General features: G+C 62.2%; 23 protein-coding genes. 5 read left to right on the top strand and 18 right to left on the bottom strand.

What is annotated here, in order from left to right; all coding sequences use genetic code 11:
• Positions 1-582: 582 nt before the first annotated feature.
• The 5 genes from SMD10_RS05165 to SMD10_RS05145 all read right to left on the bottom strand — a co-directional run bounded on the left by SMD10_RS05165 (position 583) and on the right by SMD10_RS05145 (position 3,036).
• Complete coding sequence (locus SMD10_RS05165) at positions 583-1,467, bottom strand: replication initiator protein A (RefSeq protein ID WP_331684585.1); 885 nt, start codon at positions 1,465-1,467, stop codon at positions 583-585.
• On the bottom strand, positions 1,467-1,751 hold the full coding sequence (locus tag SMD10_RS05160; RefSeq protein ID WP_331684584.1) for a helix-turn-helix transcriptional regulator: 285 nt from the start codon (positions 1,749-1,751) through the stop codon (positions 1,467-1,469). Before SMD10_RS05160 ends, SMD10_RS05165 begins: the two co-directional genes overlap by 1 nt.
• Before the next feature lie 131 nt (positions 1,752-1,882).
• Complete coding sequence (locus SMD10_RS05155) at positions 1,883-2,422, bottom strand: DUF2285 domain-containing protein (protein WP_331684583.1); 540 nt, start codon at positions 2,420-2,422, stop codon at positions 1,883-1,885.
• Complete coding sequence (locus SMD10_RS05150; protein WP_331684582.1) at positions 2,328-2,654, bottom strand: transcriptional regulator domain-containing protein; 327 nt, start codon at positions 2,652-2,654, stop codon at positions 2,328-2,330. Before SMD10_RS05150 ends, SMD10_RS05155 begins: the two co-directional genes overlap by 95 nt.
• Positions 2,655-2,775: 121 nt before the next feature.
• On the bottom strand, positions 2,776-3,036 hold the full coding sequence (locus tag SMD10_RS05145; RefSeq protein WP_432757189.1) for a DUF2285 domain-containing protein: 261 nt from the start codon (positions 3,034-3,036) through the stop codon (positions 2,776-2,778).
• A gap of 176 nt (positions 3,037-3,212) precedes the next feature.
• On the opposite strand from SMD10_RS05145, the gene SMD10_RS05140 reads away from it, so the two are divergent.
• Entirely contained in the window at positions 3,213-3,437 is a 225-nt protein-coding gene (locus tag SMD10_RS05140; protein WP_078707142.1) for a helix-turn-helix domain-containing protein, read from the top strand.
• 65 nt (positions 3,438-3,502) lie between these two features.
• Here the strand turns inward: SMD10_RS05140 and SMD10_RS05135 are convergent, their stop codons facing one another.
• The 3 genes from SMD10_RS05135 to SMD10_RS05125 all read right to left on the bottom strand — a co-directional run bounded on the left by SMD10_RS05135 (position 3,503) and on the right by SMD10_RS05125 (position 8,345).
• The gene (locus tag SMD10_RS05135; RefSeq protein ID WP_331684580.1) at positions 3,503-3,829 is read right to left on the bottom strand and encodes a DUF736 domain-containing protein; all 327 of its coding nucleotides are present in this window, start codon (positions 3,827-3,829) and stop codon (positions 3,503-3,505) included.
• Between the two features lie 731 nt (positions 3,830-4,560).
• Positions 4,561-6,303: a UvrD-helicase domain-containing protein gene (locus tag SMD10_RS05130; RefSeq protein WP_331684579.1), complete on the bottom strand. Its 1,743-nt coding sequence runs from the start codon at positions 6,301-6,303 to the stop codon at positions 4,561-4,563.
• Complete coding sequence (locus SMD10_RS05125; protein ID WP_331684578.1) at positions 6,300-8,345, bottom strand: ATP-dependent nuclease; 2,046 nt, start codon at positions 8,343-8,345, stop codon at positions 6,300-6,302. Before SMD10_RS05125 ends, SMD10_RS05130 begins: the two co-directional genes overlap by 4 nt.
• A gap of 332 nt (positions 8,346-8,677) precedes the next feature.
• Here SMD10_RS05125 and SMD10_RS05120 point away from each other — a divergent pair, with 332 nt between their 5' ends.
• Entirely contained in the window at positions 8,678-9,241 is a 564-nt protein-coding gene (locus tag SMD10_RS05120) for a flavin reductase family protein (protein WP_331684577.1), read from the top strand.
• Between the two features lie 8 nt (positions 9,242-9,249).
• On the opposite strand, the gene SMD10_RS05115 is transcribed toward SMD10_RS05120, so the two are convergent.
• The 8 genes from SMD10_RS05115 to SMD10_RS05080 form a co-directional block, all read right to left on the bottom strand.
• Entirely contained in the window at positions 9,250-10,176 is a 927-nt protein-coding gene (locus SMD10_RS05115; protein ID WP_331684576.1) for a DUF2493 domain-containing protein, read from the bottom strand.
• Between the two features lie 393 nt (positions 10,177-10,569).
• Positions 10,570-11,634, bottom strand: coding sequence for a DUF7146 domain-containing protein (locus SMD10_RS05110; protein WP_331684575.1), 1,065 nt, complete (start codon positions 11,632-11,634; stop codon positions 10,570-10,572).
• A 97-nt stretch (positions 11,635-11,731) separates the two neighbouring features.
• A complete protein-coding gene (locus SMD10_RS05105; protein WP_331684574.1) occupies positions 11,732-13,891 on the bottom strand; it encodes a ParB/RepB/Spo0J family partition protein in 2,160 nt (719 codons plus the stop codon).
• A gap of 181 nt (positions 13,892-14,072) precedes the next feature.
• On the bottom strand, positions 14,073-14,588 hold the full coding sequence (locus tag SMD10_RS05100) for a GNAT family N-acetyltransferase (protein ID WP_331684573.1): 516 nt from the start codon (positions 14,586-14,588) through the stop codon (positions 14,073-14,075).
• Positions 14,576-14,842: a type II toxin-antitoxin system TacA family antitoxin gene (locus tag SMD10_RS05095; RefSeq protein ID WP_331684572.1), complete on the bottom strand. Its 267-nt coding sequence runs from the start codon at positions 14,840-14,842 to the stop codon at positions 14,576-14,578. Before SMD10_RS05095 ends, SMD10_RS05100 begins: the two co-directional genes overlap by 13 nt.
• Before the next feature lie 162 nt (positions 14,843-15,004).
• On the bottom strand, positions 15,005-16,207 hold the full coding sequence (locus SMD10_RS05090) for a DUF932 domain-containing protein (RefSeq protein ID WP_331684571.1): 1,203 nt from the start codon (positions 16,205-16,207) through the stop codon (positions 15,005-15,007).
• A 286-nt stretch (positions 16,208-16,493) separates the two neighbouring features.
• Positions 16,494-17,780 (bottom strand): endonuclease/exonuclease/phosphatase family protein, encoded by a 1,287-nt coding sequence (locus tag SMD10_RS05085; RefSeq protein ID WP_331684570.1) that lies wholly within the window; start codon positions 17,778-17,780, stop codon positions 16,494-16,496.
• 399 nt (positions 17,781-18,179) lie between these two features.
• On the bottom strand, positions 18,180-20,381 hold the full coding sequence (locus tag SMD10_RS05080; RefSeq protein WP_331684569.1) for a hypothetical protein: 2,202 nt from the start codon (positions 20,379-20,381) through the stop codon (positions 18,180-18,182).
• A 689-nt stretch (positions 20,382-21,070) separates the two neighbouring features.
• Between SMD10_RS05080 and hxsB the strand changes: the two genes are divergently transcribed.
• From hxsB to hxsA, 3 genes are read left to right on the top strand one after another with little or no spacing between them, the layout of a single operon-like run.
• Positions 21,071-22,480 (top strand): His-Xaa-Ser system radical SAM maturase HxsB, encoded by a 1,410-nt coding sequence (gene hxsB / locus SMD10_RS05075; protein ID WP_331684568.1) that lies wholly within the window; start codon positions 21,071-21,073, stop codon positions 22,478-22,480.
• Positions 22,477-23,559, top strand: a complete 1,083-nt coding sequence (gene hxsC, locus SMD10_RS05070; protein ID WP_331684567.1) for a His-Xaa-Ser system radical SAM maturase HxsC — start codon at positions 22,477-22,479, stop codon at positions 23,557-23,559. The genes hxsB and hxsC overlap by 4 nt, the downstream gene beginning before the upstream one ends.
• Positions 23,556-24,170: a His-Xaa-Ser repeat protein HxsA gene (gene hxsA, locus SMD10_RS05065; protein ID WP_331684566.1), complete on the top strand. Its 615-nt coding sequence runs from the start codon at positions 23,556-23,558 to the stop codon at positions 24,168-24,170. Before hxsC ends, hxsA begins: the two co-directional genes overlap by 4 nt.
• Before the next feature lie 449 nt (positions 24,171-24,619).
• Here the strand turns inward: hxsA and SMD10_RS05060 are convergent, their stop codons facing one another.
• Positions 24,620-24,889 (bottom strand): hypothetical protein, encoded by a 270-nt coding sequence (locus SMD10_RS05060; RefSeq protein WP_331684565.1) that lies wholly within the window; start codon positions 24,887-24,889, stop codon positions 24,620-24,622.
• 87 nt (positions 24,890-24,976) lie between these two features.
• Positions 24,977-26,218: a tyrosine-type recombinase/integrase gene (locus tag SMD10_RS05055; protein WP_331684564.1), complete on the bottom strand. Its 1,242-nt coding sequence runs from the start codon at positions 26,216-26,218 to the stop codon at positions 24,977-24,979.
• Positions 26,219-26,248: the final 30 nt, after the last annotated feature.

Genomic DNA, 26,248 nt, shown 5'->3' with positions numbered 1-26,248 from the left:
CTCCATCGTCACAGTCCCACGCGCACGCTGGCGGGAGCTCGCGAACTGCGTCACATTGGATGACGAGATGGCGGCGGACCGGGTGCTGGTCGGACGAGGCGTCGCGGCCGCGACGTGTCGGTGCTCTCCGATATGGCGAGCCCCCGGCCATCGGGGGCTCGCCCGCGCCTGGCGCCAGGGACGCCTCGGTCCCCTTCTGCACGTCGCTTCCCAGCCCCGCTGAATGGGGCAGCTCGCCGTTGGGCGGGCGTCGGTCACTCCCGCCACGATTGCTTCTTTCTTCTTCCCGAAAGCTCTCATGGCAGCCGCTATGGCCGCCGAACTCGGCTCCATGGCCAAGCCCAACGTGCCCGTTCCCCGGCCTTTGCAGAGGCCTATCGAGCGCGCTTCCGCCGGCCTTTTCCACCGGTGGGCAAATCGCGGGGTCCGTTAGAAAGATTCCGAAGGAATCTATGTTAGTAAAGTTACGGACGCCGCAAGCCGCTGATCGCGTTTGGGAAACGGCCGATTTGGGTCCCCGATAGCACGAGGGTCCGGTCCCCGATAGCACGACGGGTCGGGTCCCTGATAGCACGAGACGATTCACAGCTTATCCCCAGCTTGTGCACAGGCGGATGGAGGGCGTGGTGGGGTTCCGAGTTGGGCCGCGTCGATCGGCGCGAAGGACAGCCGGACGGGAGCATCCTCGATCTGCTCCAGCGTGAGCCGGTAGCCCGGCAGGCGCTGTCGGCGGACGATCTCGCGCAGGTCGTAGGCAAAGTGCTTCAACGGCGAGAGGCTGCCGGACTTGGCGTGAAGATGCCGGAGATCGAAGCTCCAGCCGTATTGCTGCCGGCCGCCATGCTTGCGCACGAGGCGATAGAGCCAGCGTTCCAGCCCGCCCGTCAGCGCGAAATATGCCCGGTCGATGGTGAGGACGAGCGCATCATCGAGGACGGCGGCATAGAACCAATCCGGCAGGATCAGCTCCAGGCCGAGCGGCCGGCCATGGGCGTCGGCCTTCTCCTTCCATTCGTTGATCCAGGAGAAGCGGTGCATCCGCCGCTCGGCCGGCTGGCGGATCGAGGTGGCAATCGTGGTCGACTGCAGCCGGTCGAGCGCCGCCTTGAGGCGGGCATAGTCGCGCAGCGACACACCGCGGCCGGCGAAGGTGAGGATGTCGTAGGGTGTAGCAGCCATCAGCCGCGACGGGCGGAGTCCGGCATCGCGGGCCCCCACGATCTGCGAGGCTGCCCAGATCAGCACGTCGGCATCCCAGATGGTGGCCACGCCGTGCTCCGGCACGGCTTCGACGCGGATGACGATGGTGCCGGCGCGGTAGTCGATCGGCGCCAGGCGCTTCGACTTGGCCAGCGAGAAGAACGGATAGGCCATGAGATCCTGGGCATCGCGCGGAGCGAGATCACCGGGCAGCGCCCGGAAGAGATCAAGCTGCTCGCGCCCGGCCTTGTGGAGGTGCGACGGCATCAGCGGGCATCGCGGACGGTGGTCTGCTGCATCAGCGGCGAGGCATGCCGTTTGGCGGGGAGCAGCGAGCCGCGCGGATCGGAGGTCGAGGTGACGGCGCCGCGGTCGGCCCAGGCCTGGAGATCGTCGAGAGAATAGACGACGCGGCCGCCGAGCTTGCGATAGGCGGGACCGGTGCCATAGGTGCGGTGCTTCTCCAGCGTGCGGCCGGAGAGGCCGAGAAAGCGGGCGGCTTCGGGCGTGCGAAGATAGCGCGGCGGCAAGCCGGGGATGGTGGGCGTCATGATCGGGCCTTCGAGGGTTGGATGAGGCCGCCGGCGATCGGCGGCGAACGAAGGCCACGGTGGCGGAGAAGCGCAGCGCAGAGGGAGGGCGAAGAGGCAAAGCGCAAAACCGCCCCCTCAGCGGCAAAGGGTCAGTCGCGGCGGCGATGGCGGAAGAGATCGCGATAGCCGCCGCCGACCAGGCGGCTGCCCTCGCGCACGAGCCGCTTGGTCTTGTCGCGTAGAGACGAGGACTTCCACACCTCATCGGCAAGCCGCCCGGCGCCAAACAGGGCCGCGGCGATCTCGCGATGGGTGGCGCCGCAGCTTCGCCCATCGAAGGCCTGCAGGGCTTGGCGGATGGTGTGGCGCCGCTGCGGCGTCAGCCGGTCGTCGGGCGGAATGCGGCGACCGGCGAGCACACGCCGGTAGCGCTCCAGCGCGCGAAGCCGCTCGGGCAGATCGGCATCCAGCGGAACGATGGCGGCGAGCGCGTCGTCGGCTGCGATGCCCGGCAGGACGAGGGCATGGAGGGAGGAGAGACCGGCGCCGAAGGCAAGGTCGACGCCATCCGCGCCGGCCGGAGCGGCACCGGCGTCAGGCGGCGTTGCGGCCTTGTCGGCGACAGCGGCAAGCACCGGCTTCTGCGTCAGCAGCACCGTCGCCGGATCGACCTCGGCCGTCCAGAACACCGTCGCATCGCTTGCCCTCTCGTCCGGTGCCGTCGGGAAATCGGATCCCCCAGCGCAGCCGCATCAGGCGCGCCAGATGCGCGGCGTTGCGCGCATGATCCTGAACCTCGGCAAAGTCGCGCTGATAGTCCGGGTTGCGGCGCAGGCACTCCCAGGCGAGATCGGAACCGGTGAGATCGTCGAGATAGTCGTAATCGGACGAAGACCGCCATCGCGATGCATCGGGCACCATGGCATCCTCCTTGCCGCAAAACGCGCGGCTGCTGATGCCATGAAAGATTCCCGCTCCGATTGTGCTTGGGAAGTCCGCCTGCCGGCATCACCCGATGCGGCGCCGGCATCACGAGGTGCGATCAGGACTGCTCTTCGCGGGCGAGAAACCGATAGCCGGTCGTGCTCATCCATCGCGCGCGGGCGAGATGGGCCTCATACACCTGCCTTGCGCGCTCCGGCTCCTGCGCCGGATCGAGCCCGAACAGCATGGCAGCCACCTCCTGCCAGCCGGCATCGTCGGCCGCCGCGTCGAGAAGCCGCACGTAGAGTTTTACATGCGCGCGGTCGTAGTCGGTCAGTCCGTCGCTCTCAGGCGGCGCGTCGTGCAATGGCGAAGTGATCATGGCGGCCCTCGCAGAGGCTCCAGCGTCGGCGGTGCGATAGCACGGCGACGGGATCGGCAGAAGGATTGAAGCGGCGCCAGATCGCGGCGCTTGGTCCCGTCGCCCGCATCGGACTGTTGAATACGCACTATAGTTGATAAACTCATAGTATGTAAACGCGGCACGCCTTGCGCATGGATATGCGCAAGCTGGTCGGCCGGAACTTCGCCCGACTGCGTCGGGCTCAGGGCCTGACGCAGGAGGATGTCGAGGCGCGCTCCGGCTTCAGCCAGCAGTATCTCAGCGGCCTGGAGCGCGGGCGACGCAATCCGACGATCATTACGCTCTACGAGCTCGCCCAGGCTTTGGGCGTCAGCCATGTCGATCTGGTCCAGCCGGACGATGAGGACGATCGCTGACGCTTCATTCCGTAGCGCTGTGAAAGCTCCCTGGCCGGCCGGAGCCGACCAGGAAGCCCGGCCCGTTAGTCGCCGGTGCGGCGGCTCGGGCGGGACCAGATCAGACTGTATCCGTCGCCGTTCTCGTCGTCGAAGAGGTTGGCAAAGATCGGAGCGGCGAAGCTCGGATCGTCGAGCTTGAGACCGAGATAGTCGCGGCCCTCGCTGGAGCGCTTGGCCCACGCGGCCCCGATTTCCACTCGTCCTGCGTAGACGCGGTGGCTGGGGGCGTTGTCGCTGGTGGTGCGCGCCTCGGGAACGATGCGGACGTTCTTGGCCTGGACGGCAAGGGTGACGATTGCGCCGGTGAACTCGTTGTCGCCGGTCTTCTTGAAGGTGCCGATGGTCGCCATGGTGGTTCTCCTTGATCTCTTGTCTTCGAGCCCGCTACCCCAGCGGCCTCGATGGCGATCGACGGGCCGAAGGCGATCGGCGCCGCATCCGCTTGCGGGCCGCAGCGGCAGCGGAGGATGGCAGCCGGACGGCTTTCTTGTTCCGCGAGGAATGACGGCGTCCTCGGGGCCCCACGCGGGCTTGCCGCGAGGGGTGAGGATCCGGCAGGGGAAGAAAGTTGGTTGGTGCCATTGCGGCCCAGACGATCGAGGCGCAGCCGGCCTTCGGCCAGATCAGCCCATTGAAGAGGCCGTCCGGGAGCGTTCGATCTGCAGGAGCATCAATGGAGACGTCACGGCAGGCGAGGAGGTGACAAGCCGGCAGAACGAGAGGACCTCGGTTGTGGACTTGCCCTCGACTTGCCCGAACTGCATTAAAAAAGCCGCGCATCACGAGTGACAATCGGACGCACAAGCGGCCGAATCAGGACGACGATGCATTCAAGACGCTCTGCCACTGCCCTCATGGGCGTCGTAATCGACGGCATCGGATCGCTGGGAGGAGCCAGTCCTGCAGATCCCCATCTCGCATGAAATCGCCAGCAACGGGCCGAAAGCGGACTGGCCGGTTTCTGGCAAAACTAAGCCGAAACGGACACGGGCTAAGTTGGCTTCATTGTGACCTGGTTGGCGCGTTTGCGACAGAGCAAGCTCAAGCGGCTTCCCGGGAACATATTCGAGCATGCATTACCTCAGCTGTCGAACTGCACGGCAACGACATGATCAACACCGAACAGCTTCTCAACCGTCGCCATCGCCGGTTCGTTCAGGGCTTGAGTGGCAAGCACGGCCAATCGTTTTTTCGGTCGCGATATAGCTACGTAGAAAAGATTGCGAGCCCGACAATAACTGCCTTCCTCCTTAGCCCCGATTTTCCCAGTCGCAAACAGCTCAAGGAATTTCGGCCAGTTGTAGTGGTTCCAGCCACCACTCAGAATGACCAGCACGTCAGCAAATTCCGCACCTTTGACGCTATGCTGTGTCGCAAAGGGTGTGAAGCCGTTGATGAACTCAGCTAGCGCGAGGATCTCGCCGAAAGCCACTTCGCGCAAACGGCGATGGCGCGTTAGCGAATTCGGTTCGCCCTCTGTAACCTCCGGACCGAGGCGCCCGATATCCTCTTCTCGCGATGCGACGCGATCCGGCAGCCGTGGACGCTTGGTCACCTTGAGGTGGTCGATAATCTGACCGACTGAGCCATTCGCGCGAAGCTTCATTAACCGATCCATATCCTCGCGCCAGCTCGCTTTGTCGGCCATCTTCCGGATCGTCGGGATGCCACCCATCAGGGCGAACATCAGACCATGATTTCCCGCCGCATAGGCTTCACAGATTGGCTCAACCTTGTCGATGAGGAACGCAATCGCCACGTCCTGCTTCTTCACAAGATCGTCTTTCTGATCATAGATACTAGCAAGCGTCGGATAGCCCCTTTCCGCTGCGATCGCATTGTGCGTTAGCATCAGGATCTTGGTGTCCTCGGGCCGAAATCCCCAACCATCTGCGCGCAGGATCTGTTCAACTTGCTCAATCGCCTGGCTGAGCGCGGCCTCGGGTAGTTCCTGCTTACCGTTACGGCTATCGACACGCGCTCCGGCAAATGCATTGCAATGAAAAAAGCGCGCTTCGCCTATCGCGTCGGGATCATCCACCTCCTGTTTCAGCTCCGGGCGCAGACGGTTCAGAACATCGACTATAGCCTGCACCGATCGAAAGTTCGAACCCTTGTCGATGCCCTCGACGTGAGGAAACTTCACCAGCTCATAGTCCTTCCGGTAGATCGTTTGCCAGTGATCGCCAAACAGCCCGGTGATGGGGCCAATCTTCGGTGCGAAGAAATGCTCCGAAAGGGCGGCCATCACGCGTGAATCCGTGTCCTGATATTCGTCTATGAAAAGAATCGGATACAGGCTTGTGAATATTCGCTGGAATTTTGAATTGGCTAGCATCGCGGCGAGAAAGGCTGGCACGTCATCATGGTGCAATTTGATCCGGGTCTCATCGATTCCGAAATAGCCGAGGTCATATTCAACCCGCTGACTATGGATTCCGCCGGCGTCCTCTATAAGCTTTCGCCGTTTTTCATCGGCTGTATTGGCTATCAGCTCGAGCAAGGTCTTCTGGAATCGAGAAATGAACGACCAACCAAACCCATGGACGGTATCCACCAGGATTGCCGGATGTTCCTCTATTTCGCTCGCGATCTCCTTTCGCGCCACTTCGGTATAAGTAATGCATGCGACATGCTGGCCAGCATGCATCAGTGCTTGCCCTTTTTCCGCGATGATATTCCTAAGCGCGGCCACGAGCGAATAGGTCTTGCCGGCACCGGCCCCAGCCTCAAGTCGAAAATTGGATCCTGCGACGAGGCAGGCTTCAAGCTTGGCTTGGGCCGCCTCAGCCGCAATCACCGCAGGCGATCTTCTGCTGTTCATGCTGACGTCACTCCCGTGCCATCTCCAGGCGTGAGCGGCGGCGGCGCATCAGGCGGCGGAGGCGGTTCGGACAACCAGCGGAGCCCTTCTTTGATGTATTTCGGGACGTTCCAGTCCTCCTGCATGATGGCGTATTTGATCGCCTGCTCCGACTTGCCGAATCCCTTTGCGGTTTCCCAAGCACTCGTTGCAGCAGCATCGTCGTCCGGAATCTGGAACAACTGAAGGTTCGCGAGGATCAGCGCATCCTCGTAGCTGCGCGCGCAATGCTCGGAGCCATCTTCCGGCATCTGATATGCGATACGGACGAAGCGCTTGGTTTTTTCTGCGGTCGTCTTCGCACGCAGCGCGACAATCGAGATTGTATTGTCTTCGAACCAGGCCTTGATCGCGCTGTTTGACGTACGCTCTCCCGCGGCGCAGGGGCATTTCTTGTATTTCTCGCCAACGAGCCTCACGGAATCGATGTCGGTAATTACTAGCGCCTTTAGCTCAAGAAACTCGAGCAGCGGATAGAATATTTGCGCGTAAGCTCCGCCCACTTCCATTGTCGTAATATATTGTCGCGAGAGCTTGGCCTGGTCCTGGAGCCCGGCATCAACAGACTTGATAATGCGGGGCATGAGGATACGCTCAGTGGCGCCTTCAACCAGAATGGCCTTGTCTGCGAAATACAGGTCACACTTAGTCAGCGTCATATACTGGTGAAGAAATTTCTGATCCTCTGGGCTGATCGTTTCCGCACCTCTCCGGAAATCCTTGACCCGGGTGCGCCGGACGCCAACATTCTGCGTCTGCTCATTAAGGAAATAGCGGATTGCTGTGAATTCCGTCGCATTGGCGAGGTGCGACGAGTGGGTCGAGATGATGAACTGGACCTGCCACACCGGCTCGTCTCGATATTTCCTTGAAAGGGTCGCGATGGCCTCCTTGAGCTGTGCTATGAAGACTTCCTGCATTTGGGGATGGAGATGGGCTTCGGGCTCCTCAATGAACACGAGATGCGTGCCGGGCCGGGAGGTCGTCCCGCGGTAGGTTTTGTGCAAGGTTTCCAGCTGGAGCAGAATATAGATTAGGTTCCGTGTTCCCAGCCCGTTGTAGCCCTCAGGCAGGTGCACGCCATCCGCGCCGGTATATAGGATGCGCGTATTCTCCTTGAGCAGATCCTCCGCATTTATGGCTGTCTGCGGCTGGAGCTGGGTGTCATTGAGACTCGGAAAGCCGAACGCGTTGAGCGCTGGCAGCAAGCCTTTCAGCTGGTTGTCGAAATCGCCCTGCATCGACTGCTCGAGTTGAGCGACGGATGCTTTGATCTGGTTGGCGATCTTTTGGTCTTCTTCCGATGAGCCCAGTGCGTTCGCAGTTCGGAACAGCTTGCTGAGAATCTTGCCGATTACGTCGGCGTCCCCTCGCTTGCTTACGTCGAGCGTGCGCTGCGCCTTCACAAAGCCGGTTTGGATCAGCGCGAGCAGCGGAGCGAGCGTGTCGAACTCTCGCCTGTTCGACGCATCGGTCGGGTCGATCGCCGACGCCTTGACCGCATAGCCACTAGCGATTGCGTCGCGCAGATGCCGAAATAGCGCGTGGTTCTGATCGATGCCTTCTTCCGCCGATGGGATGTCTAGCAATCTGGCGAGGCTTTTGGGGGAAGCCGCATATTCGACGCGCGCTATTGCTGTCGTGCAGTCTGGGTCGAGATCAATTATGAAGGGCGATAACGGACCAAGATCCTCACCCCCTGCGCCATAGCTGAAGGTCAACTGGAGCGCGATCTTGGGAAGGGCGGCCAGCACGTCCTCCGAGGTTCCCCCGGCATCGCGGAGCGCTTTGGCCGCGATGAATTTCGGTCGGATGGCAGACGCGAAATCTTCCAGCCTAAACTGCCCAGCGGGCTCGCCCAGAAATTTCTCGAAGAGCTCGGTAAGGGAAGTTTTTCCGCTATTGTTGCGGCCGACAATCACTGTCGAGGTCGGCTCAACCGAGACTTCGATATTTTCAAGAAGTCGAAACCCCTCGACCCGAATATTCGCAAGCTTAATCATTCACCCCACTCCACCCCACAGCTTAGGATTATCGGGAACGCAATGCTAGGCAGAATACCCGTTTTGGTGGCATCTGAGCGAGAGCGCTCGGCCACTGTTTGGCTGTTCCGCGTCTGATGCACCCATTTGGAAGCATCTGAGCAGCCATCTGCATGAAGGGCAGCTTTTGGGCAAGCGGATTTGGGGGCCCTACGACCTGCATGGGCGCTATCCGGATATCCCGAGGCTGGAAGAACGCTCGCCTCCCGCCCGCAGCAGGCCCCCGGCATGAAATCGCCATCTGAGCGCAGTTCGATCGGCGACCGACGCTTTCAACCGAGATGGGTAGAGAGATGATCAAGATCCTCAAAAAGCGCGATTTTCCAGTGAGCCAGGTGCGCCGCTACCTGGAGCCGGGGCCGATCGTGTTGGTCTCGTCGAAGTGGCGGGACAAGACCAACATCATGACGCTCGGCTGGCACACGGTGTTGGAGTTCTCGCCCTCGCTTGCGGGGCTGATGATTTCGGGCGGCAACCACAGCTTCCGCATGATCCGCGAGAGCGGCGAGTGCGTGATCAACCTGCCGACGACGGCGCTGACCGATACGGTGGCTGGCATCGGCAACACCACCGGCGCGACGATCGACAAGTTCGCCGAGTTCGGGCTGACGGCGCAGGAAGCGTCGGAGGTCGGCGCGCCGCTGATCGGCGAGTGCCACGCGAACTTCGAATGCCGGCTTCATGACGACGCGCTGGTCGAGCGCTACAACTTCTTCATCTTCGAGGTGGTGAAGGCGCATGTTGCGCCATCGCCCGAGCATCCCGAGACGCTGCACTACACCGGTGACGGCGTCTTCATGGTGTCGGGCGAGATCATCGACCGCCGCTCGCTGTTCAAGGCGGAGATGCTCGGCTGAAGCGGCGTTCACGCGCCGCCAAACTGCCAGACGGGAATGCCGAGCTTGCGAGCCTTGTCGGCGAGGTTGGCCTGGATGCCGCTGCCCGGAAAGACGATGACGCCGATCGGCAGCACCTCCAGTATCTGGTCGTTGCGCTTGAAGGGGGCTGCCTTGCCGTGGCGGGTCCAGTCCGGCTTGAAGGCGATCTGCGGGACGTTGCGGTGATCGGCCCAGCGGGCGGCGATCCGTTCGGCGCCCTTGGGCGAGCCGCCATGCATCAGCACCATGTCGGGGTGCTTGACGCGGACCTGGTCGAGCTTTTCCCAGATCAGCCGGTGGTCGTTGAAGTCGAGACCGCCGGTGACGGCGACCTTCGGTCCCGGCGGCAGGAGCACTTGCGTTTCGGTCCGCTTCGTCGCGGCGAGGAAGTCGCGGCTGTCGATCATCGCGGAGGTGAGCGCCTTGTGGTTGACCATGGAGCCGGTGCGCGGACGCCAGGATGAGCCGGTGTGGCGCTCGAAGTGCTCGGCGGCCTGGTCGCGCATCAGCTCGAAGGCGTTTCGGCGCTCGACCAGCGTCTGGCCCTCGGCCGTCAGGCGCTCCAGCTCGACCGACTTTACCTCGGAGCCGTCCTGCTCCTCCTGGCTGCGGCGCTGCGCCTGCTCGTTGCCGTCGAGCTCGCGCTCGATGCGACCGGTGGCGCGGTGGAAGAGATTGACCGTCGACCAGAGCAGATCCTCGAGATCGGGTTCGAGGCGCGTCTCGCCGAGCGTGGCGATCAGAGCGTCGAAGATGTCGGCGATGGCGCCGGCGACGGCGTTGCCCTCGGGAAGAGGCCGCGGGTCCGGTTCGTCCTCGAGGGGGCGGAAGCCATAGAGCTGAAGCTCGGTGAGGACGTGGCTGGTGGGGGATGCGCTGTGGTGGGGCTCGAAGGTGTCGTCTTCGCTCGTCATGGGATGCTCCCGTCTTTGCGTGGACCGCGCCCGCCGCGGCCTTCCATGGCGCCGCAAGACGGTGGACGGGACGGGCCTGCACCCGGAGCGACCGGCATGCTCGCCGACAGGCTTTCGGAATTGGACAAGGATCATGCCGGAACGGAGCGAAAGGGCCGGAGCGACAGCGGAGGATGGCGATGGCCGGTTGTTTTGCCTCGCGCTGCAAAGGCCCTGCCACGGCTTCGTAGAAGGGCCGGCGGAAAAGAACCGGCATGAGCCATTGCCGGCCTCTCCCGTCTGCCGTCCGGTCGCCCTCTCAGGAAGGCCCGGGTGCGGCTCTCCGCAAAGAGAACGGAAGCATCAGCAACGAAGAGAGCGACACCGGCCCCTCCCAGGCGCCGCATCCTTCCGTCAGGCCACCACCGGTCGATCCAGGAAGCGCACGACGTCCTGTGGGGCAAGCTGGACGCGGATCGCGGACCGGAGCGCATCGACGCCGAGGTGATGCAGATCTTCGTTGAAGTCGCCGAGGCTCGGCACAAGCGTCAACGCCTCGATTCCGGCCGCTTGGGCTCGCTGGGCGAGCGCTTCGCAGGCGCCGATGCCCGCGGGATCATCGTCGCGAACGAGATAGAGCCGGCGCAACGTGTCGGGAAATTGTAGGGCAGCAAGATGGGCGGAGGAGAGAGCGGCCGCCATCGGCATGGTGGGCAGGACGCAGCGCAGCGACAGCACCGTTTCGATGCCTTCGCCCGCCGCCACAACGTCGCCGGGCACACCGAAGCGGACGGCGCGTCCGGCCAGATCACCCATGGCGCGGCGCGGTGTGTCGATCGGCGCCTTGCCGAGCGCCGCCTCGCTGAAGCCCGAGGGATCGAGATAGGTGCGGTGCACGCCGGTGAGATGACCGGCGAGATCGGTGACGGCGGCGATCATCACCGGCCATGTCTCGAGAGGCTCGTGTTCGCCCGACCGATAGAAGCAGTGTGGATGGAACCGCAGGGCGGCGGTTTCGCGCACGGCGGTTATGCCGCGTCGGCGAAGGTAGGTCTCGGCCTGTGTGCTGGCGATCGGCTGGCTCATGGCGAACAATCGCCGCGCCGCTTCCCGCGAGCCGGATGGTGCGGGTGTGACACCGTGCTTCGGCGGCGTCGCCTCCGGCGTCCGTTCCGGCAGGCTGAGAAAGCGGCGCGCTTCTGCCAGAACCCCGGCGAAGTTGGCGAGGCCGCAGCTCTCGCGGATGATGTCGAGGAGATCGCCATGCTCGCCGGTGGCGGCATCGGTCCAGTGACCGGCTGCGCCGGGGCCGGAATCTGGCCCGCTCAGCCGGACGAACATCGACCGCCCGGGCGTGTTGTGAACGTCGCCGACAATCCAGTAGCGACCCTGGCGGCGACCGCTGGAAAGATAGTACCGGCAGACGGCTTCGACGTTCCGAGCAAGACGGCATGCCAGTTCATGCGGGCTCTCCGCCATGATGGGGTCCTCCAAAGGAAAGGCCCGCCGGCGGAGCTCCACGAAACACATCGCGAAGGCTCCGACCGACGGGCCGGCAAGACTGGATCGCGGTGAGCTATTCGGCGGCGATGGTTCGGACCGCGTCGGCTTCGTCAGTGTCGGCGAGACCGTCTTCTTCGCCCACGGCCGTTTCGCCGTCGCCCGCCGCCGTTTCCTCGATGGCTGCATCCGGCTCCGCTGCATCGGTGATGTCGACGTACTCACCGGCGCTGGTGCCTTCGGCGTCGCTCTTGACCTGTGTCGGTTCATGACCCGGCGTGCGCAGGGGCTCCGGCAACCAGCGTGTGCCGGCCAGCAGCATCTCGGCTTCGGATGCCATGTCGCCCTTCTTCAGATGGGCGATGCGATCGGCGGCGCGCTGGCCCTTCGCTTCCGCGACGGCCTGGAGAATGCGGGCCTTGGTGACGCGGCCGAGGAAGCTTTCCACCGTCGGCGTCCAGCCCGCCGCCGCCATGTCGAGATCGACGGACGCGGCCAACAGGTCAGCATGGATGAGCGCTCGCGGCCGCCTGTTCCAGGTCTCATGGGTCGCATTGACCGACAGGGAGACGACATGGGCGAATAGCACCGAGCGGCTGTCGGCGTCGAAGGCCTGCAGCGCATCCCAGAGTTCGACGGGCTCCTTCGGCAGAGCCTTCGCCCAGTCCTCGTGCCGGATGCGGATCGCCTCGGCCGAAGTGCTGTCGGCAAGGCCGGGCACCTGAATGCCGAAGCCGGCGCTCTTGAGATCGAGCTCCAGGCAGCTGTCGAGGCCATAGGCGTAGAACACCTTCAGCGTCAGCGCATGCAGGGCGGCAAGGAAGGCGACGTCCGGACGTTCTCCCAGCGCTTGGCGCAAGGCCAGCGTTCGATGCGCCGTCAGCTCCGTGATCAACCGATCGGAGATCGGCGTCAGGCCTTCATCTTCCTCTGGTTCTGGGGATGGCGACGAAGGCTCGACCGTGGCGGCCGCACTGTCAGCGTCGCCGATCGCAGCCACGCCGTCGGCGTTCTCCGCATCGGCCGGAGCCACTTCCGGTTCGACGGGCCGCTCGTCCTCGGGACGAACGAAACCACGCTCGACGCGCAGCGTGCCGTCATAGCCGATGCTGACGAACGCGCCGGCACTTGCGACCACGTCGGACTCGAAGGCCGGCGGCCGGGTCTCGAAGGCTTCCAGTGCCGTCTCCAGTTCGCCGAGCCGCTCATCGACCGCCTCGGGAAGCTCGTCGGCATTGGAGTGCTCCTCCGTCAGGCGATCGTATTCCGCCTGGAGGGCGCCCCGCGCTGCTTCCTCATCGGCTGTCAGCGTCACGGGTTCGCCGCGCAGCTGGCGCAGGCCGAAGGTGTGGCCATAGGCAAAGTCGGGTGCGACCTCGATCCACTTCCAGCCCTCGGCGGAAATCGCCTCGGCTTCCGTCGCGAGCTTCTCGGTGACCAGCCGGTCGACGAGGGCGACATCCTGCAGCCAACCGCCGTCGTCACCCTGGAAGAGATCGCGCAGCACCGTGCCGCCGGCCTCGACATAGGCTTCGAGACCGACGAACTGCGCCCGCTTGTCGGAGGCGCGCACCGCGCCCTCGGTCAGCATTCGGCGGATGGTGTAGGGCTGCTTGTCATAGGCATGCTGCAACCGCTCGAACACTTGTTCCTGGCGCTCGTGATCACCGGAGACGGAGAACGCCTCCAGCTGCGCGAGCGTCATGCCGTCCTCGGCATAGACGTCGAGGAGCTTCGGCGAGACCGAGGCGAGCTTCAGCCGCTGCTTGACGACGTTGACGGAGACGAAGAAGGCGGCAGCGATCTCCTCTTCCGACTGACCCTTCTCGCGAAGGGCGAGGAACGCTCGGAACTGGTCGAGCGGATGCAGCGGCGCGCGCTGGACGTTCTCGGCGAGCGAATCCTCCTCGGCCGCGATCTCGGTGCCGGCCTCGCGGATGATGCACGGCACCGGTGCGGTCTTCGCCAGCCGCTTCTGCCTGACCAGCAGCTCCAGCGCGCGATAACGGCGCCCGCCGGCGGGAATCTCATAGAGCCCGGTCTCGGCGCCATCGGCATCGACGACGGCGCGGACACTGAGGCCCTGCAGCAGACCGCGCCGGGCAATGTCCTCGGCGAGCTCCTCGATCGAGACGCCGGCCTTGATGCGCCGGACGTTCGACTGGCTGAGCACGAGCTTGTTGAAGAGGATGTCGCGCGAGGACGACAGAGAAATCTTGCGAACGGCACTGGCCATGGTGGGATGCTCCGCGACGAGCGCCGAGAGCCTTTCTCTCGAACGGGAAACTCGTCACGAAGCGAAGCGCCGCCCTTTTCCTTTGGGAGGGCAGCGCCACGGCAATGGTGGTCGAGAAGGCGGCAACGACGAAGCTGGAGCGGCGGTCTGGGTGGCTGAAAGCGCTCCAGACCAGCGGCTTTCAGCTTGCGCCAAAGCCATTCCGCTCAAGGTCCTTGATGCGGACGATCATGGCGTGTCGCGGATCGCCGGGAAGCTCCTCGAAGCCGAAACGGCGATAGAAGCCGCGGACCTCGTCGTCGAGCGGATGAGTGAGAACGCCAAAGCTGCCGATCTGCCGGGACACCAGAACCGACGTCGTCAGGGCATAGAACAGCAGCGATCGGGCAACGCCAGCGCCCTGAAATCGCCGGTCGACGGCGAGCTGGCCAAGCAAGAAGATCGGGATCGGGTCCGGCTTGTTGCGCTGCGCCGCCTTGGGCAGGAACTCGCGCTCGATCTGCCCGGTGCTCAACGTGACATAGCCGGCGATGGCGCCGCTTTCGCTGTCTTGAAGCACCGTGGTCCGGGAGACGCCGAGCTGCTGATTGCGCCAGGCATGACGCCGGAACCACTGGTTCATGGATTCGCGGCCGCAGTCGAAGCTCTCGCGATCGTCGCTTTCGTCGAGCGGCCGCGGCGGTTTCAGTCGCGCCATGCCGGCGCGGTCTTGGCGAGATCGCTGAGACCCGGCACATCCTTGGCCGGGCTTGCCGCCCACGCCTCAACCTTCTCCCATTCGGCTGCGGGGATGACTACGCGGTTCTGGTGGACGAGGTCGAGTTCGGCCGCCTCCACCGCCTTGCGGCGGATGAAGTCGCTCAAGTTTGTGCGGGACTGCTCGGCCGCCGCTTCGAGAAGCTCGCGCTCGCGGGCCGAGATGCGGACGCTCACTGGTGCGAGATTGGCCATGGCGATGCTCCGAAGTGCTGTAGGACAACAGCATACATGATGTCGTGAGCCGAAGCTATCAAGGTCGTCGGCCGTCTGGTTGGGCCGGAAAGCAGACCGACTCACGAACGCTGAGCGGCAAAGCCGGAGACACGGCATTCCGCGTCTCCGGCATCGGCACCGTCACGCCGCTCGGTCGAGCAGCTTCTTTGCCCGCGCTTCCATGTCGAGCCGGGCATCCTGGTGCGGCTTGTCGCGCGCGACGGCGGTGATGCCTTGCACGAAGTCGAACACGCTTTCCGGCTTGCGGCCTTCCTCCGCGAGCACCGTCTCGATGATCTTCGCGGTCTCGCCCTTGGAGAAGCCGCGCTTGCGCAGGAAGTCGGTGCGATCCTCGTCGCTGCGGGCGACGACCGTCTCGCGCGCCGCCTTAATGCCGTTGACGAAGGGCATGGGCGAGGAGTTGGCGAAGCGGGTCAGTGCCGGCGCCGCCTCATGGGCAAAGCGCGAGGCGGCATACTTCGAATGGCGGATGGTGATCTCCTGGAAATCTTCCACGCCCCAAAGATTGCGGTTCTGGCAGACCGCCCGGAGATAGAAGCTCGCAATACCGAGCGTCTTGGCGCCGACCTCCGAGTTCCAGCAGTAGAAGCCCCGGAAGTAGAGGTCGGGCGAGCCATCCGGCAGCCGACCTGCTTCAATGGGATTGAGATCGTCGACAAGGAACAGGAAGACGTCGCGGTCCGAGGCATAGAGCGTTGTCGTGTCCTGGGTAATGTCGACGCGGGGATTGTAGATGCCGGTCGACCAGTCGAGCACGCCCGGCACCTTCCATCGCGTGTCGCCGGTGCCGTTGCCGGCGATCCGCTGCACCGCCTCGACCAACTCATGGTCGAAGATGCGGCCGTAGTCGGGGCCGGTGACGGCGCGCAGCTCGACGCGGCCATCTTCGATCTCCAGCGTCTTCACTTGCTCGGCGCGGTGCGAGGTCAGGCCATATTGCAGGTTGATGCCGGCGAGCGGCGCGGGAAGCTGGCGCAGATAGGCCGCCGGAGCGCCGACGAGACTCGAAAGCTGGCCAAAACTCCAATGGGTGGGCGCAACCGGCGTCTCTGCATCCGGCAGCATCAGCGCCAGGCGCTCGGGATCTTCGCGGCTAGCCTCGACGCGAATGGCAGCACTCTCGACCGTCCTCGTGCGACTGTGGTCGGTCCGGCCGCGCACGGCAGCATAAAGCTCCGACAGCGACAGATAGCGTTCGTCCGCGGGCCGCGAGAACCACTCCGACGACACGCGGCCGCTCGTTCCGCCGCGGCTCGCATCCACCTTGTAGCCGCCATTGCCGCGCTCGCCGCCAGCGCCGCTCAGAATCTCCACCTGGGTCATCTGACATCTCCATGACGGGCGCCGGAGACCCTCTCTCTGGCTTCCAACCCGTCACGGAAATCTCAGCCAACCTCTTGCTCTCTCAGCAGCAAAGCATGCGCGCTGTTACCAGACAGAATGGATTTCACACCTGCCAGTGACTAGAAGCTGACGGCCTGCGCAGCGGGCCGGCCCCGCGCCCGGTGCGACAATGCTGCGAGCGACCTTTAACGGCTTTTGTGGGCTCTGACGCGATTGGCGCGAGGGCCCCGGAATATTGGGATAATACGGGACTCTTGATAGAGGGTCAGTCAAGGTCCTGATCCAGCACGTCGACGACGATCGGGCAATGATCCGAGAGAGCCTTGTACGCGGCTGGCTCCGCACTACCGAATGGCCTACCTTCCAGCATGGCGCAGTAGCCGCTCACGGCAATTTTTGTTTCCCGAACTTCCTCCATAGACTCGGTGACGATAACTTGGTCTAGCCAGCTGCAGGCGCCATCGAAGTATTCCGAACAGTGTAGGGGATTGTCGATGAGCCGAAACCCTGGCGCTTCAGTCCGGACGTGTTGGCGAAGGCGGTCGATTTCAGCGGGCCCGCTCATAATGTCTTGCGCGCCCATCGTATTAAAGTCGCCGAGCACAACCATGTCGGAGTCGGAAACATCCTGCTGAAGATCATCGAAAAGAGCGCCAAGGCGTCCAATCGCTTCCTGGCGATGATTGTAGTCGCGTTCGGAAGTTCCAGAATCCGCATGAACAGCAACAAGATGAAAGTCGGCTCCGGTGCCAACCTTCCGGACGTAAGCGGCGCGTCCAGGGCGCAAATTTCCAGCACAAGGGTTGAGTGGATCCTTGGCCGCGCCATTCATCTCCCAGATGTCACGAGTTCCGCTCAGTGTCACCCTCCTAGAATTGTAGAGAAAGCCGACATGCTGTGAGCTCTCGCCACCGCATTCCTGCAGGTCGACGCGCCAGTCGCCACCCACCAGCTTCTGTACACCGTCGGTGACAACCGCCCAGGCAACATTGGCCTCTGGTCCGGCCGTGATTTCTTGCAGGGCGACGACGTCGGGCTCGAGATAGGCGATCGCACAAGCGAGCCAGGCCAAATCAGTTTCTTTACCGCTATCGTGGGGATCCCCAATGGGAAACCATCGAATGTTCCAGGTCGCGATACGGATTTGGCTGTGATCTTTCGGCTCGAACCGAGCTCCGCTCTGCACAGCACGTTCGCAACTCGCTCGAGACGAGAAAGGGCCGACGAGCTGTTCGCTGGCATCCGAAGGCGTGATCGGCATTGCTTCGTCTGATGCACTTTCGAGGTACTTAGAGACAATCCAAGCAATGGCTCCATGTTCAATCTGAACGTGGAGCCACTTACCGCCATGCGCGACTTCCGTGATTTTGCCCAGCGAGCCATCTTCGCCTCGGCCGAACAGGCTGTTTTGCGCCTTGCGGTGCAGCGGTACACCCAGTGCATTACTCGCCCGGAGAACAACTTGTTGTCCGACAGAAAAACCTGCTCCGTGCACAATTGTCGGTAGGGATAGCAGTACGAGAGATGCAAACAATGGGAGCCAAAGGCGCATGAGGTCCTCCAGGAAATTTCGTGCACGATGAGACCGCGTTGGTATCGCGAAAACCCAGAATGAGCAGAGACAATCGAATCAACGTAGGGTAGCAGATGGGGCCGGTTTGTCGTCATCCGCCACTATTTTATGGCCCGTTATATCTTCTCGGATTCACTGTGCAGACGGATGCTGTGGCGCCGCTGGGTGTCGAGCCTCTCAGGCGAGCAGTGAATATCAGTATTTGTAAGTAACGAGTTCGAAAATAGCGAGCATTAGAACGACTTTGGCGTATTTCGGTACGACGATGGACGAATACTATCGAGTGACACCTGTAGGATTGGAGGAGAGTGCACAGGTTAAACCCGATCACCATAGATCCTTGAATTTCCCCGGCGCGAAAAACGCCGGGGAAATCTCCTAAGCTGCTTCCCAGACCCGGTTCAGGATCTGCGCGGCGATCTCGGCCTTGTCCTGCGGAAGGAACCGGCCGTAGTGCTGGGCGACCATCTCCGGAGTGTCCTGAATGGCGTAGCTCGCCTGTTCGTAGGACCCAGTCTGCTTCAGGATGTGCGTCGCCAGCACGTCGCGGACGTTGTGCGGGCCGTGCGGCAGGAGTCCTTTGATCACCCCGTTGCCGGTATAGGGATTGTAGATCCCGTATCGCTGGATCGTCAGGCGCCAGGCCTCGTAGAACGTGTTCTGGTCATACGCGGCGTTCGCACTGCGCATTTTCACCGTCTTGACGAAAAAGGTGCCGGGATCCTTAGCAGGGCCGACAAGGCGATGTCGGTGACGCACGATGTAGGTGGAGATCATGTCGTAGAGGCTGCCAAGATCGGGCAGAATCAGCCGGAACGGCTTGGAGCCGAAGAAGGACGAGTTGGCGTTCTTGAAGGCCACGGACGGAATCAGCACCTCCCATCCGGCCTCGCGAGAATTCCATCGAAGCTCACCGCGACGCAGCTCCTCCAGGCGGCGCTCACCGGTGGGAAGGCGCCCGAGCGGGCAGACGAGAAGCTCCCTCAGGTTTTTCTGGCGAAGGCCGAGATGGAGGCCGAGGCGGAGCATCAGGAAGGACCGCACAGCCTCGGCGGCAGCTCGCGGATATCGGCGCTCGTCGGGCATCAGCCGGAGGATCTCCTCGGTGATCTTCCGATATTCGCCGACCGGGCTCTTGGCCTCCAGAATCGGAAGGATGGGCTCGAACGGATCGCGGTGAACGCGGGCGACGCGCTCGATCTCCTTAATTCGACTACGCCCGTGTCGATGCATGGCGTCGCAGGCCGCGTTCCAGTCGCTCTGGGCCTCCGCAATGTCGATTTTCGAGACGAGGCCCGGAATCGGCGTCAGGTGTTCGGCCAGCCGTGGCGTCTGTCGCAGCCAGCCCGTGTTTTCCCGCACCAGGCCGAGAACGATACTTAGCATGTCGACTTCCCACTGGGTGTAGAAGCCGCGTCTTTGCTCGCGCCACTGCAGATACCAGTCCCACACGGCGGGGAAGACGAAGATGCCGAAGGAGAGCGAGGCGAGGTCGACGCCGAAGCCTGCGATCTCGCCGTCACGAGATGCGGCGAGGGCGCCGAACATCAGTCCGAAGTGTTCGATCTTCTGCGCCGCGGTTTCCGGATTCCAAACACCGTTCCGATGGAAGCCGAATGTCGTCAGCGTCGCCGTCTTGAATCTCAGAAGGTCGTCCATTTCCCTCTGTAGCCGAGCCGGAGCGTCGACGACGCCATTCGACAGAGAGGTCGGTTTCAGGTTCCAGCGGCGCCGCGTACCGTCGAAATTGCGGAAGCGGATAGCATAGCGCTGCTTCATCGCGGCGGCCTGGAAGCGCCGGTACTCGGTGCTGCCGCTGATGACGACCGTGCGGACCCAGGTGAGGATTTCGATCTGCTCGGCGGCGGACCGGCGAGAGAAATCGTCTGGCAGATGCCAGGCGAGCCGCCGCCGTTCCGAGGCTGGGATGTCCGCCAGCATGTGACCGCGAACGGCGTGGTTTCGCCGGGGGAGCTTCGCCCCGAAGTATCCGTCGGGGAGCCGATAGCGCTCCTCGATCTGCTTCAGCACCTCGAGGCTCTTCACGGTCCGTGGCGCCGAGGCGCCTTTGCACCAATTGGAGATCGTCTGTGGTTCGAAGGCGATTCCGGTATCGGCAATCGCCCGATGGAGATAGTGGGCGGTTTCACCATGCCGCTCGATCTGAAGACGTAACGCTGCCGCGAAGTCCTCCGGATCTTCCGAGGCCGGTTGGATGGGGTCGGGATATTGAACGATCGGTCGCGGCTTTCGCCCCGGCTTGCGACGAGTGGCCGGACGCGGCTTCTGTACCGGTTCTGCCTTCTGTTCCGGAGCGGCCAACGCCCGGCAGAGGGCATCGAAGACCGGCTGAAGATGGTTTCGAGCAGCAAGCAGGCTCGCCGGTGCTATCCCCGTCGTCTCAGCGATGGGGACGACGTCGATCCAACGTCCGCGGTAGGGCGGAAAAGCCCGCACGGCGAGAAGATCCGCTAGATAGGCGCGGATCGCTTCCGTCTCCTCCGGCGTCAGCACCGGAGCCGCCCGCTGGCGGCAGTATGCGGCGATCTTCTGGGCGGTCAGTCTTGGTGTGGCAGTCATGCGTCTCTCGTTCGTAATGTTGGAACGGGGCGCTGATGCCGGATTCGAATGCTGCTTTTGATCGCGGGGAGGGCGGTTCTGGCCGGATTCTGTGGATGGCAGCCCAAAATTGACGCGACACACCGTTTGCTATCTCGTCGTGTCTGGAGAGCTTTCCGTCAGCCGGTGAACCGAACGGGGTGTCGGGGAGGCTGACGCAGCACTTGCAAACCAGGAGGATCGCTTCGCAAGGTTCAACGTGGCGTTGGCGGTGGGGCAAAGCAACTTGCCAAGTGCATCATCTTATCCGTGCGTGTCGCGCTTTGGCAGGATGCCGTGAGGATCATCGGTCGGGCTTGGGTAGCGCACGCGTCCGCTGACATGTTGCTTGCATTCACTGACAATTGGGTCAATTTTGTTGTGCAACCTGCGCGTGATTGTGTGAGCGAATAAATGTCCACAGCGGATCCTGTACCGATCCTGATCGACTCGTCGTTCGACGCTTATTTGCCAGCCGCGGCGATACGACTGGGCTACCTCTACCCACACCTCGAATTTTCAATCACTTCCAAAGGGCTCCAGGTCTCCGGAGCGACGTCTTCGGATAGCCCCACCTTAAGACGGGACGTCCTGCACATCGTCTATAGGGAACGGATTTATGCAGAAACCCTGCCATTACGACGCACCCTGATTGACGGGCTGCTTGGGAAATGACTGTCTGGCCACTGAAATTCCGATCGTTAGCGGATGGCAGCCTGTTGTTCGCAGATGACGCGGGCGGCTTCTTCCGTGCCAGCGAGGACTTTCTAGATCGGTACGCGAAAGGGACGCTGTCGCAAGCCGATTGCCGCTTTCTGGGCTCGGGCGGCCACTCTTTTCAGCAAGTCGGGGACCTCGACTATACGGCTTTCGCTTATCGCTGGTCGGCGCGGCAGAGCAAGGCGGCAGACATCAACTATCTGATGCTGGTGCCGACGCTGCGTTGCAATCTGGCCTGCTCCTATTGCCAGGTGTCGCGCGCCGACGAACGGGCGGTCGGCTATGACTGGACCCCGGAAACGCTCGATGCGGTTTTGACCTATCTGAGCGGTCTGACGAGCGACCGGATCAAGATTGAATTCCAGGGCGGCGAGCCGCTGTTGCGCGTCGATCTTCTGGAAGAAGTTCGGCGTTTTTGCCGGGAGCGCTTTGCTCATGCTGAATTTGTCGTCTGCACCAACCTGCAACGGTTAGGCCCGGCGGAATGGACCTTTCTGGACGCTGCCGATACCTTTGTGAGCACCTCGCTCGATGGCGATCCGGCCACGCACCGGCGGCAGCGCACGGAAACGGCCGGCATCACAGAGACGTTCTTCGCCAATCTGCGCGAAGCGGTTGGCCGTCTGGGATCGGGTCGGGTTTCCGCACTACCAACCATCGATGTGCAAAACCCGCCCACAATGGAAGCAGTGATTGAGGCGTTCACGGCCTATGGCATCCGCTCGATCTACCTGCGCCCGATCAACTATCAGGGATTTGCGCGCTCACGGCATGCCGCCCGCCACATCGCCGAAAAGTGGAACGACTATTACGGCGCCTTCATCGATCTGCTGATCGATAGGAACGCGGAAGAAGACGAGCCGCTGGAGGAGTTTTATTTTGTTCACTGCCTGCGTCGGATTTTTAAGGGCGGGCTGGATGGCCACGTCAATATCCGCAATCCCGATTTCCTTGCCCGCGACTATCTGCTGATCGACTTCGACGGTCGTTTCTATCCTACCGACGAGGCGCGGATGATGACCCGCGTGGGCCAGATAGATCTTTCGATCGGCTCGGTGTTCTCAGGGCTGGATCGGGAAAAAATCTCTGCGCTCAACGAGAACGCGACCAACAGCTTCGATCCCGACTGCATTCATTGCCCCTATCAGGCCTATTGCGGGGTCGACCTAATCGACGAGATATCACGCGAGGGTCGGATCGATCTACCCAAGCCGCTGACGGATTTCTGCCGGCGCCACACCTTCATCTTCGACAAGATATTCGCGCTGATCTACAGCCGTGATCCGAAAGTCCGCCGATCACTGGCACTTTGGCTGGGCATCCCGGACTTCCCCGATCTGCTGGCGCCGGTGCACGCATGATCCCGCTACGCCTCCCGCTCGATCCCCTGCCGCTATGCGAACCGACCATCGTCCGGCTGCGCGCGTCCGAAGATAATGTCGGTCCCTTCGACGCCGTTTTCCTCGGCCAGGACGGGCCGGTGGCGGAATACGATCTGTCAGGCTTTTCCCTGCGGCTCCGGGCGCGCCGTGAAGACATCCGCGATGATGTCCTGCTGCTTCTGCCTGGCCAAAAGTCGGCGCACCGACTGATCCGAGCGAAATCTACCCACAACACCTTCCTAGTGACCGAGCTCTGCGACCAGCTCTGCGTGATGTGCTCACAGCCGCCCAAGAAACATCATGCCGATCTTTTCCCGCTTTTTGCGCAGGCAGCGCTTCTTGCGCCTCGCGACGTCTATCTCGGCGTTTCGGGCGGCGAGCCGACGCTGTTCAAAGAAGAGTTGTTCGGCTTCCTGGGATCGGTGCTTGAGGCGCGGCCCGATCTACGCTTTCACGTTCTGACCAACGGGCAGCATTTCGGCTGGGGCGATCTGGTGAGCCTGCGCGCCATGCCGGCTGACCGGGTGCTGTGGGGGATTCCGCTGTATGCGGACGAGCCTACACGTCATGACGAGATCGTCGCCAAGGAAGGCGCGTTTGATCGCTTGACGACCTCCTTTGCGGTCCTGGCGCATGCCGGCGCCGCGATCGAGCTGCGGACGGTGGTCATGCAGCCCAACGCCGCTGGGCTTCCCGCCCTGGCTCGCCATGTCAGCCGCCATCTGCCGTTCATTGCCTCGTGGGCGATCATGCAGCTCGAGAGTATTGGCTACGGGCGCAAAAACTGGGATGCGCTTTTCTATGACAACTCAATCGATTTTGCGCCGGTTGCGGCGGCGATCGACATCGCACGGGCGCACGGGATTGATGTCGGCCTGTTCAATTTCCCTCGCTGCACAGTTCCCGAAGCCTACCGGGCGCTCGCGCTGTCAACGATTTCGGATTGGAAGAGGAAATATCTGGGGTGTTGCGACGGCTGCGAGATGAAGCCGCAGTGCGGCGGCTTTTTCGAATGGTACGCTGAAAACAAGGGATTTGCGCAGGTGGGGGCGCCATGAAGAAGCGGGTTTTCCTGATCCCCTCGTTGCTGGCCGCAGGCTTGCTGCCGCAAAAGGCGGCTGCCCTGGCGCCGGGAGTAAGTATACCGAAGCCGGATCCGACGCCCAGGCTGTTCGAGCGGTTCCGGCTCAACCACATCTATACACTGGCGGCGCACCGGTCGCATTCAAGCCATTCCAGTCATGCTTCGCATTCGAGCCACCGCTCCTCCGCCGGCGGTGGCTATTCGACACGGCCCTACATCCCGCCGGCTCCAGCCTACACGCCTCCGCCTACCAGCAATTCGATGCCCTCAGCACCAGCGAATCCTTCGCCGCCAAGCCCGAGTATTATCAACATTCCGGCTCCAAGCACCACTCGGACGGCCCCAGCGGAAATCCGACAGGCACCGCTTAAGATCCTGCCGGGCAATTCAGGAAAGTTCACGGAGATCGTCAAGAGTGTACAACTCGGCCTTTACGCCTATGGCTACTACAGCGGCGCCATCGATGGCATAGTCGGGCCCGAAACGCGAAAGGCCTTGGAGAAGATGCAGTCCGATTGGAACTTAAGAGTAACCGGCACGATCACGCCGGAGGTTCTCGATTCGCTCCGCATCGCTGCGCAATAAACCGATAAAGCTTCGCAGGTGAGGGAAACTTTTCCGTAGGCCGTTCGGCGGGCACCGCGGATGTGATCGACGTTGTCACGCAACTTCCTTCAGCTCGGGTTTGTGCCTCTTCCTTGACAATAGTCGGCGTACGAACTTTTCCCATCCAGCCAAAACTGTTCGCTTTGCGGGCATATAGTTCCAGCGGTCATAGGCCTTGGAGCTGACGTCCTAAAGCGCGTGATTTACAACCGATTCCGGATCTCCTTCGACAGGCCGGCCTTGCCCGCAAGCGTCTTCCATGTTCGGCGAAGAGGCGAAGATCGCGACTGGTCACGACAGGAGGACCTCTCGGTCGCATTGGCGCCACATGAACGAATAGAGCGTGCCCTGGCTGACCGGCTTTGCTGGATCATTCGCGGATAGAAGGGATTAGCCGAATTCGTTGGGAGCGAGTGTAGTCGCCGACGCTATTTGTTCCTCCGCCGGCAATTTAGTTCATCGTCGACAATTGCCTGGACAGTTTCCACGTCCATTCCGACATCGGGAGAGAGGCGGGCAACCTCCGCAGCAACCTTGGCCCAGTGCCAGAAGTCTCGATGATTGTGGATTCGGGCTCCCGCCGCGCGGCGTTGCGCTTCGTAATAGGCATTGTTGCCGTAGCGTTCGAGCAGGATGCGCGCATCGCGTTGCCACCGAATGCGCACCTGTCTGCGGCCTTCAATCCAGCGGTCGATCATGTGGAATATCAATATGTTACTTAGTTTCCTTTAATTGTCGTATTGGTCCATATGGCAGAGTTGGGTTGACCCAACAGGATGCGTACATTAGGCGACCGGCTTGAGGCGCTTTTTGGCCAGCATGAACCGGGCGAACTTCTCCCACTTGGCCATCGCAGCCCGCTTCTCGGCCATGTAGTTCCATCGATCGTAGTGCTTCGAACTGACATCCTGTAGCGTGTGGTTCTGAATTCGGTCGCGGATTTCCTTCGACAGTCCTGCCTTGCCAGCAAGGGTCTTCCAGGTCCGCCGCAAATCCCGGTTGGTGACATACGGGATCACTTCGCGATCTCGTTGGCGCCACATGAACGAGTATAGCGTGCCCGCGCTAACCGGCTTTCTCGGATCCATGGCCGAAGGGAAGAACCAGCCATGCTCGTTGACATTGATCGACTCGATGATTTCGGCAGCAATCTTCGGTACCGGAATTGCGTGCGGCTTACCGTTCTTGGTCTTCGACCAGTCAATGATCCGTTCCTTGCCATCCCATTGGTCGATGTGCAGGCGAGCGATCTCCTCGACACGCTGGCCGGTCAGCATGAGAACCCGAACGGCGCGGGTATACGGCGGATGAACGGGCGTATCAGGGCATTCTAGCCAGCGATAGAGCCGGACAAATTCCTCCTCGTCGAGCCAGCGCGTGCCGACGGTCTTGGGCTCGGTCGGGATGCCCGCCGCCGGATTGTAGAAGAGGCGGAAGCGCCGTTCGGAGTTGTTGCGATAGTCGTGCTCGGATTTCAGGCCCCAGCTGTAGGCTGAACGGATGTAGGAGCGTACGTGGTCAGCCATTGATCGCTTGCCGCGCTCGTAGATCGGGCGGATTAGCGCCGTGATCTCCTCAGGCTCAATGTCACGGGCAGGCCGGTTCCGTCCAAGAGTGTCGGCCATCTTGTTCAAACCTTTTTCAGCCTCCTTCCAGGATGGCTTGCCGGCATCCTTGAGCGCAGAGACATAAGCCTCGAAAAGGTCTGCAACTGTTCCAGGGCGCGTATCGCCTGCGATCTTGATGCTGCGACCCTTCTGGATCATGCCGGCGAAATCTCGATTGAACACTTCCCGCGCCTGGGCAAGGGTCATGGACGGATACGATCCAAGCTTCTTCTTCAAGCGTTTCTTGTCGCGCCATTGTTGCGCCATCCAATCGGCAGTGACGCGCGTGGGCATGGGCTTGATGATGAGGACGAGGCGGCCCGTCCCGTGACCTTCGCCGTCTACAAGACTAAGTTGCTTTCCGGTCTGCTCGACCGTTTTCAAGGCGCGGCGGATTTCTCCATCGGTAAGGCTTGGCACTGGGCTCTCCCATCGGGTTTCGAGTGGGGT

The organism is Consotaella aegiceratis, from assembly GCF_036541425.1.
GTDB classification, from domain to species: Bacteria; Pseudomonadota; Alphaproteobacteria; order Rhizobiales; family Rhizobiaceae; genus Consotaella; species Consotaella aegiceratis.
This window is presented reverse-complemented; position numbering and strand designations above follow the sequence as displayed.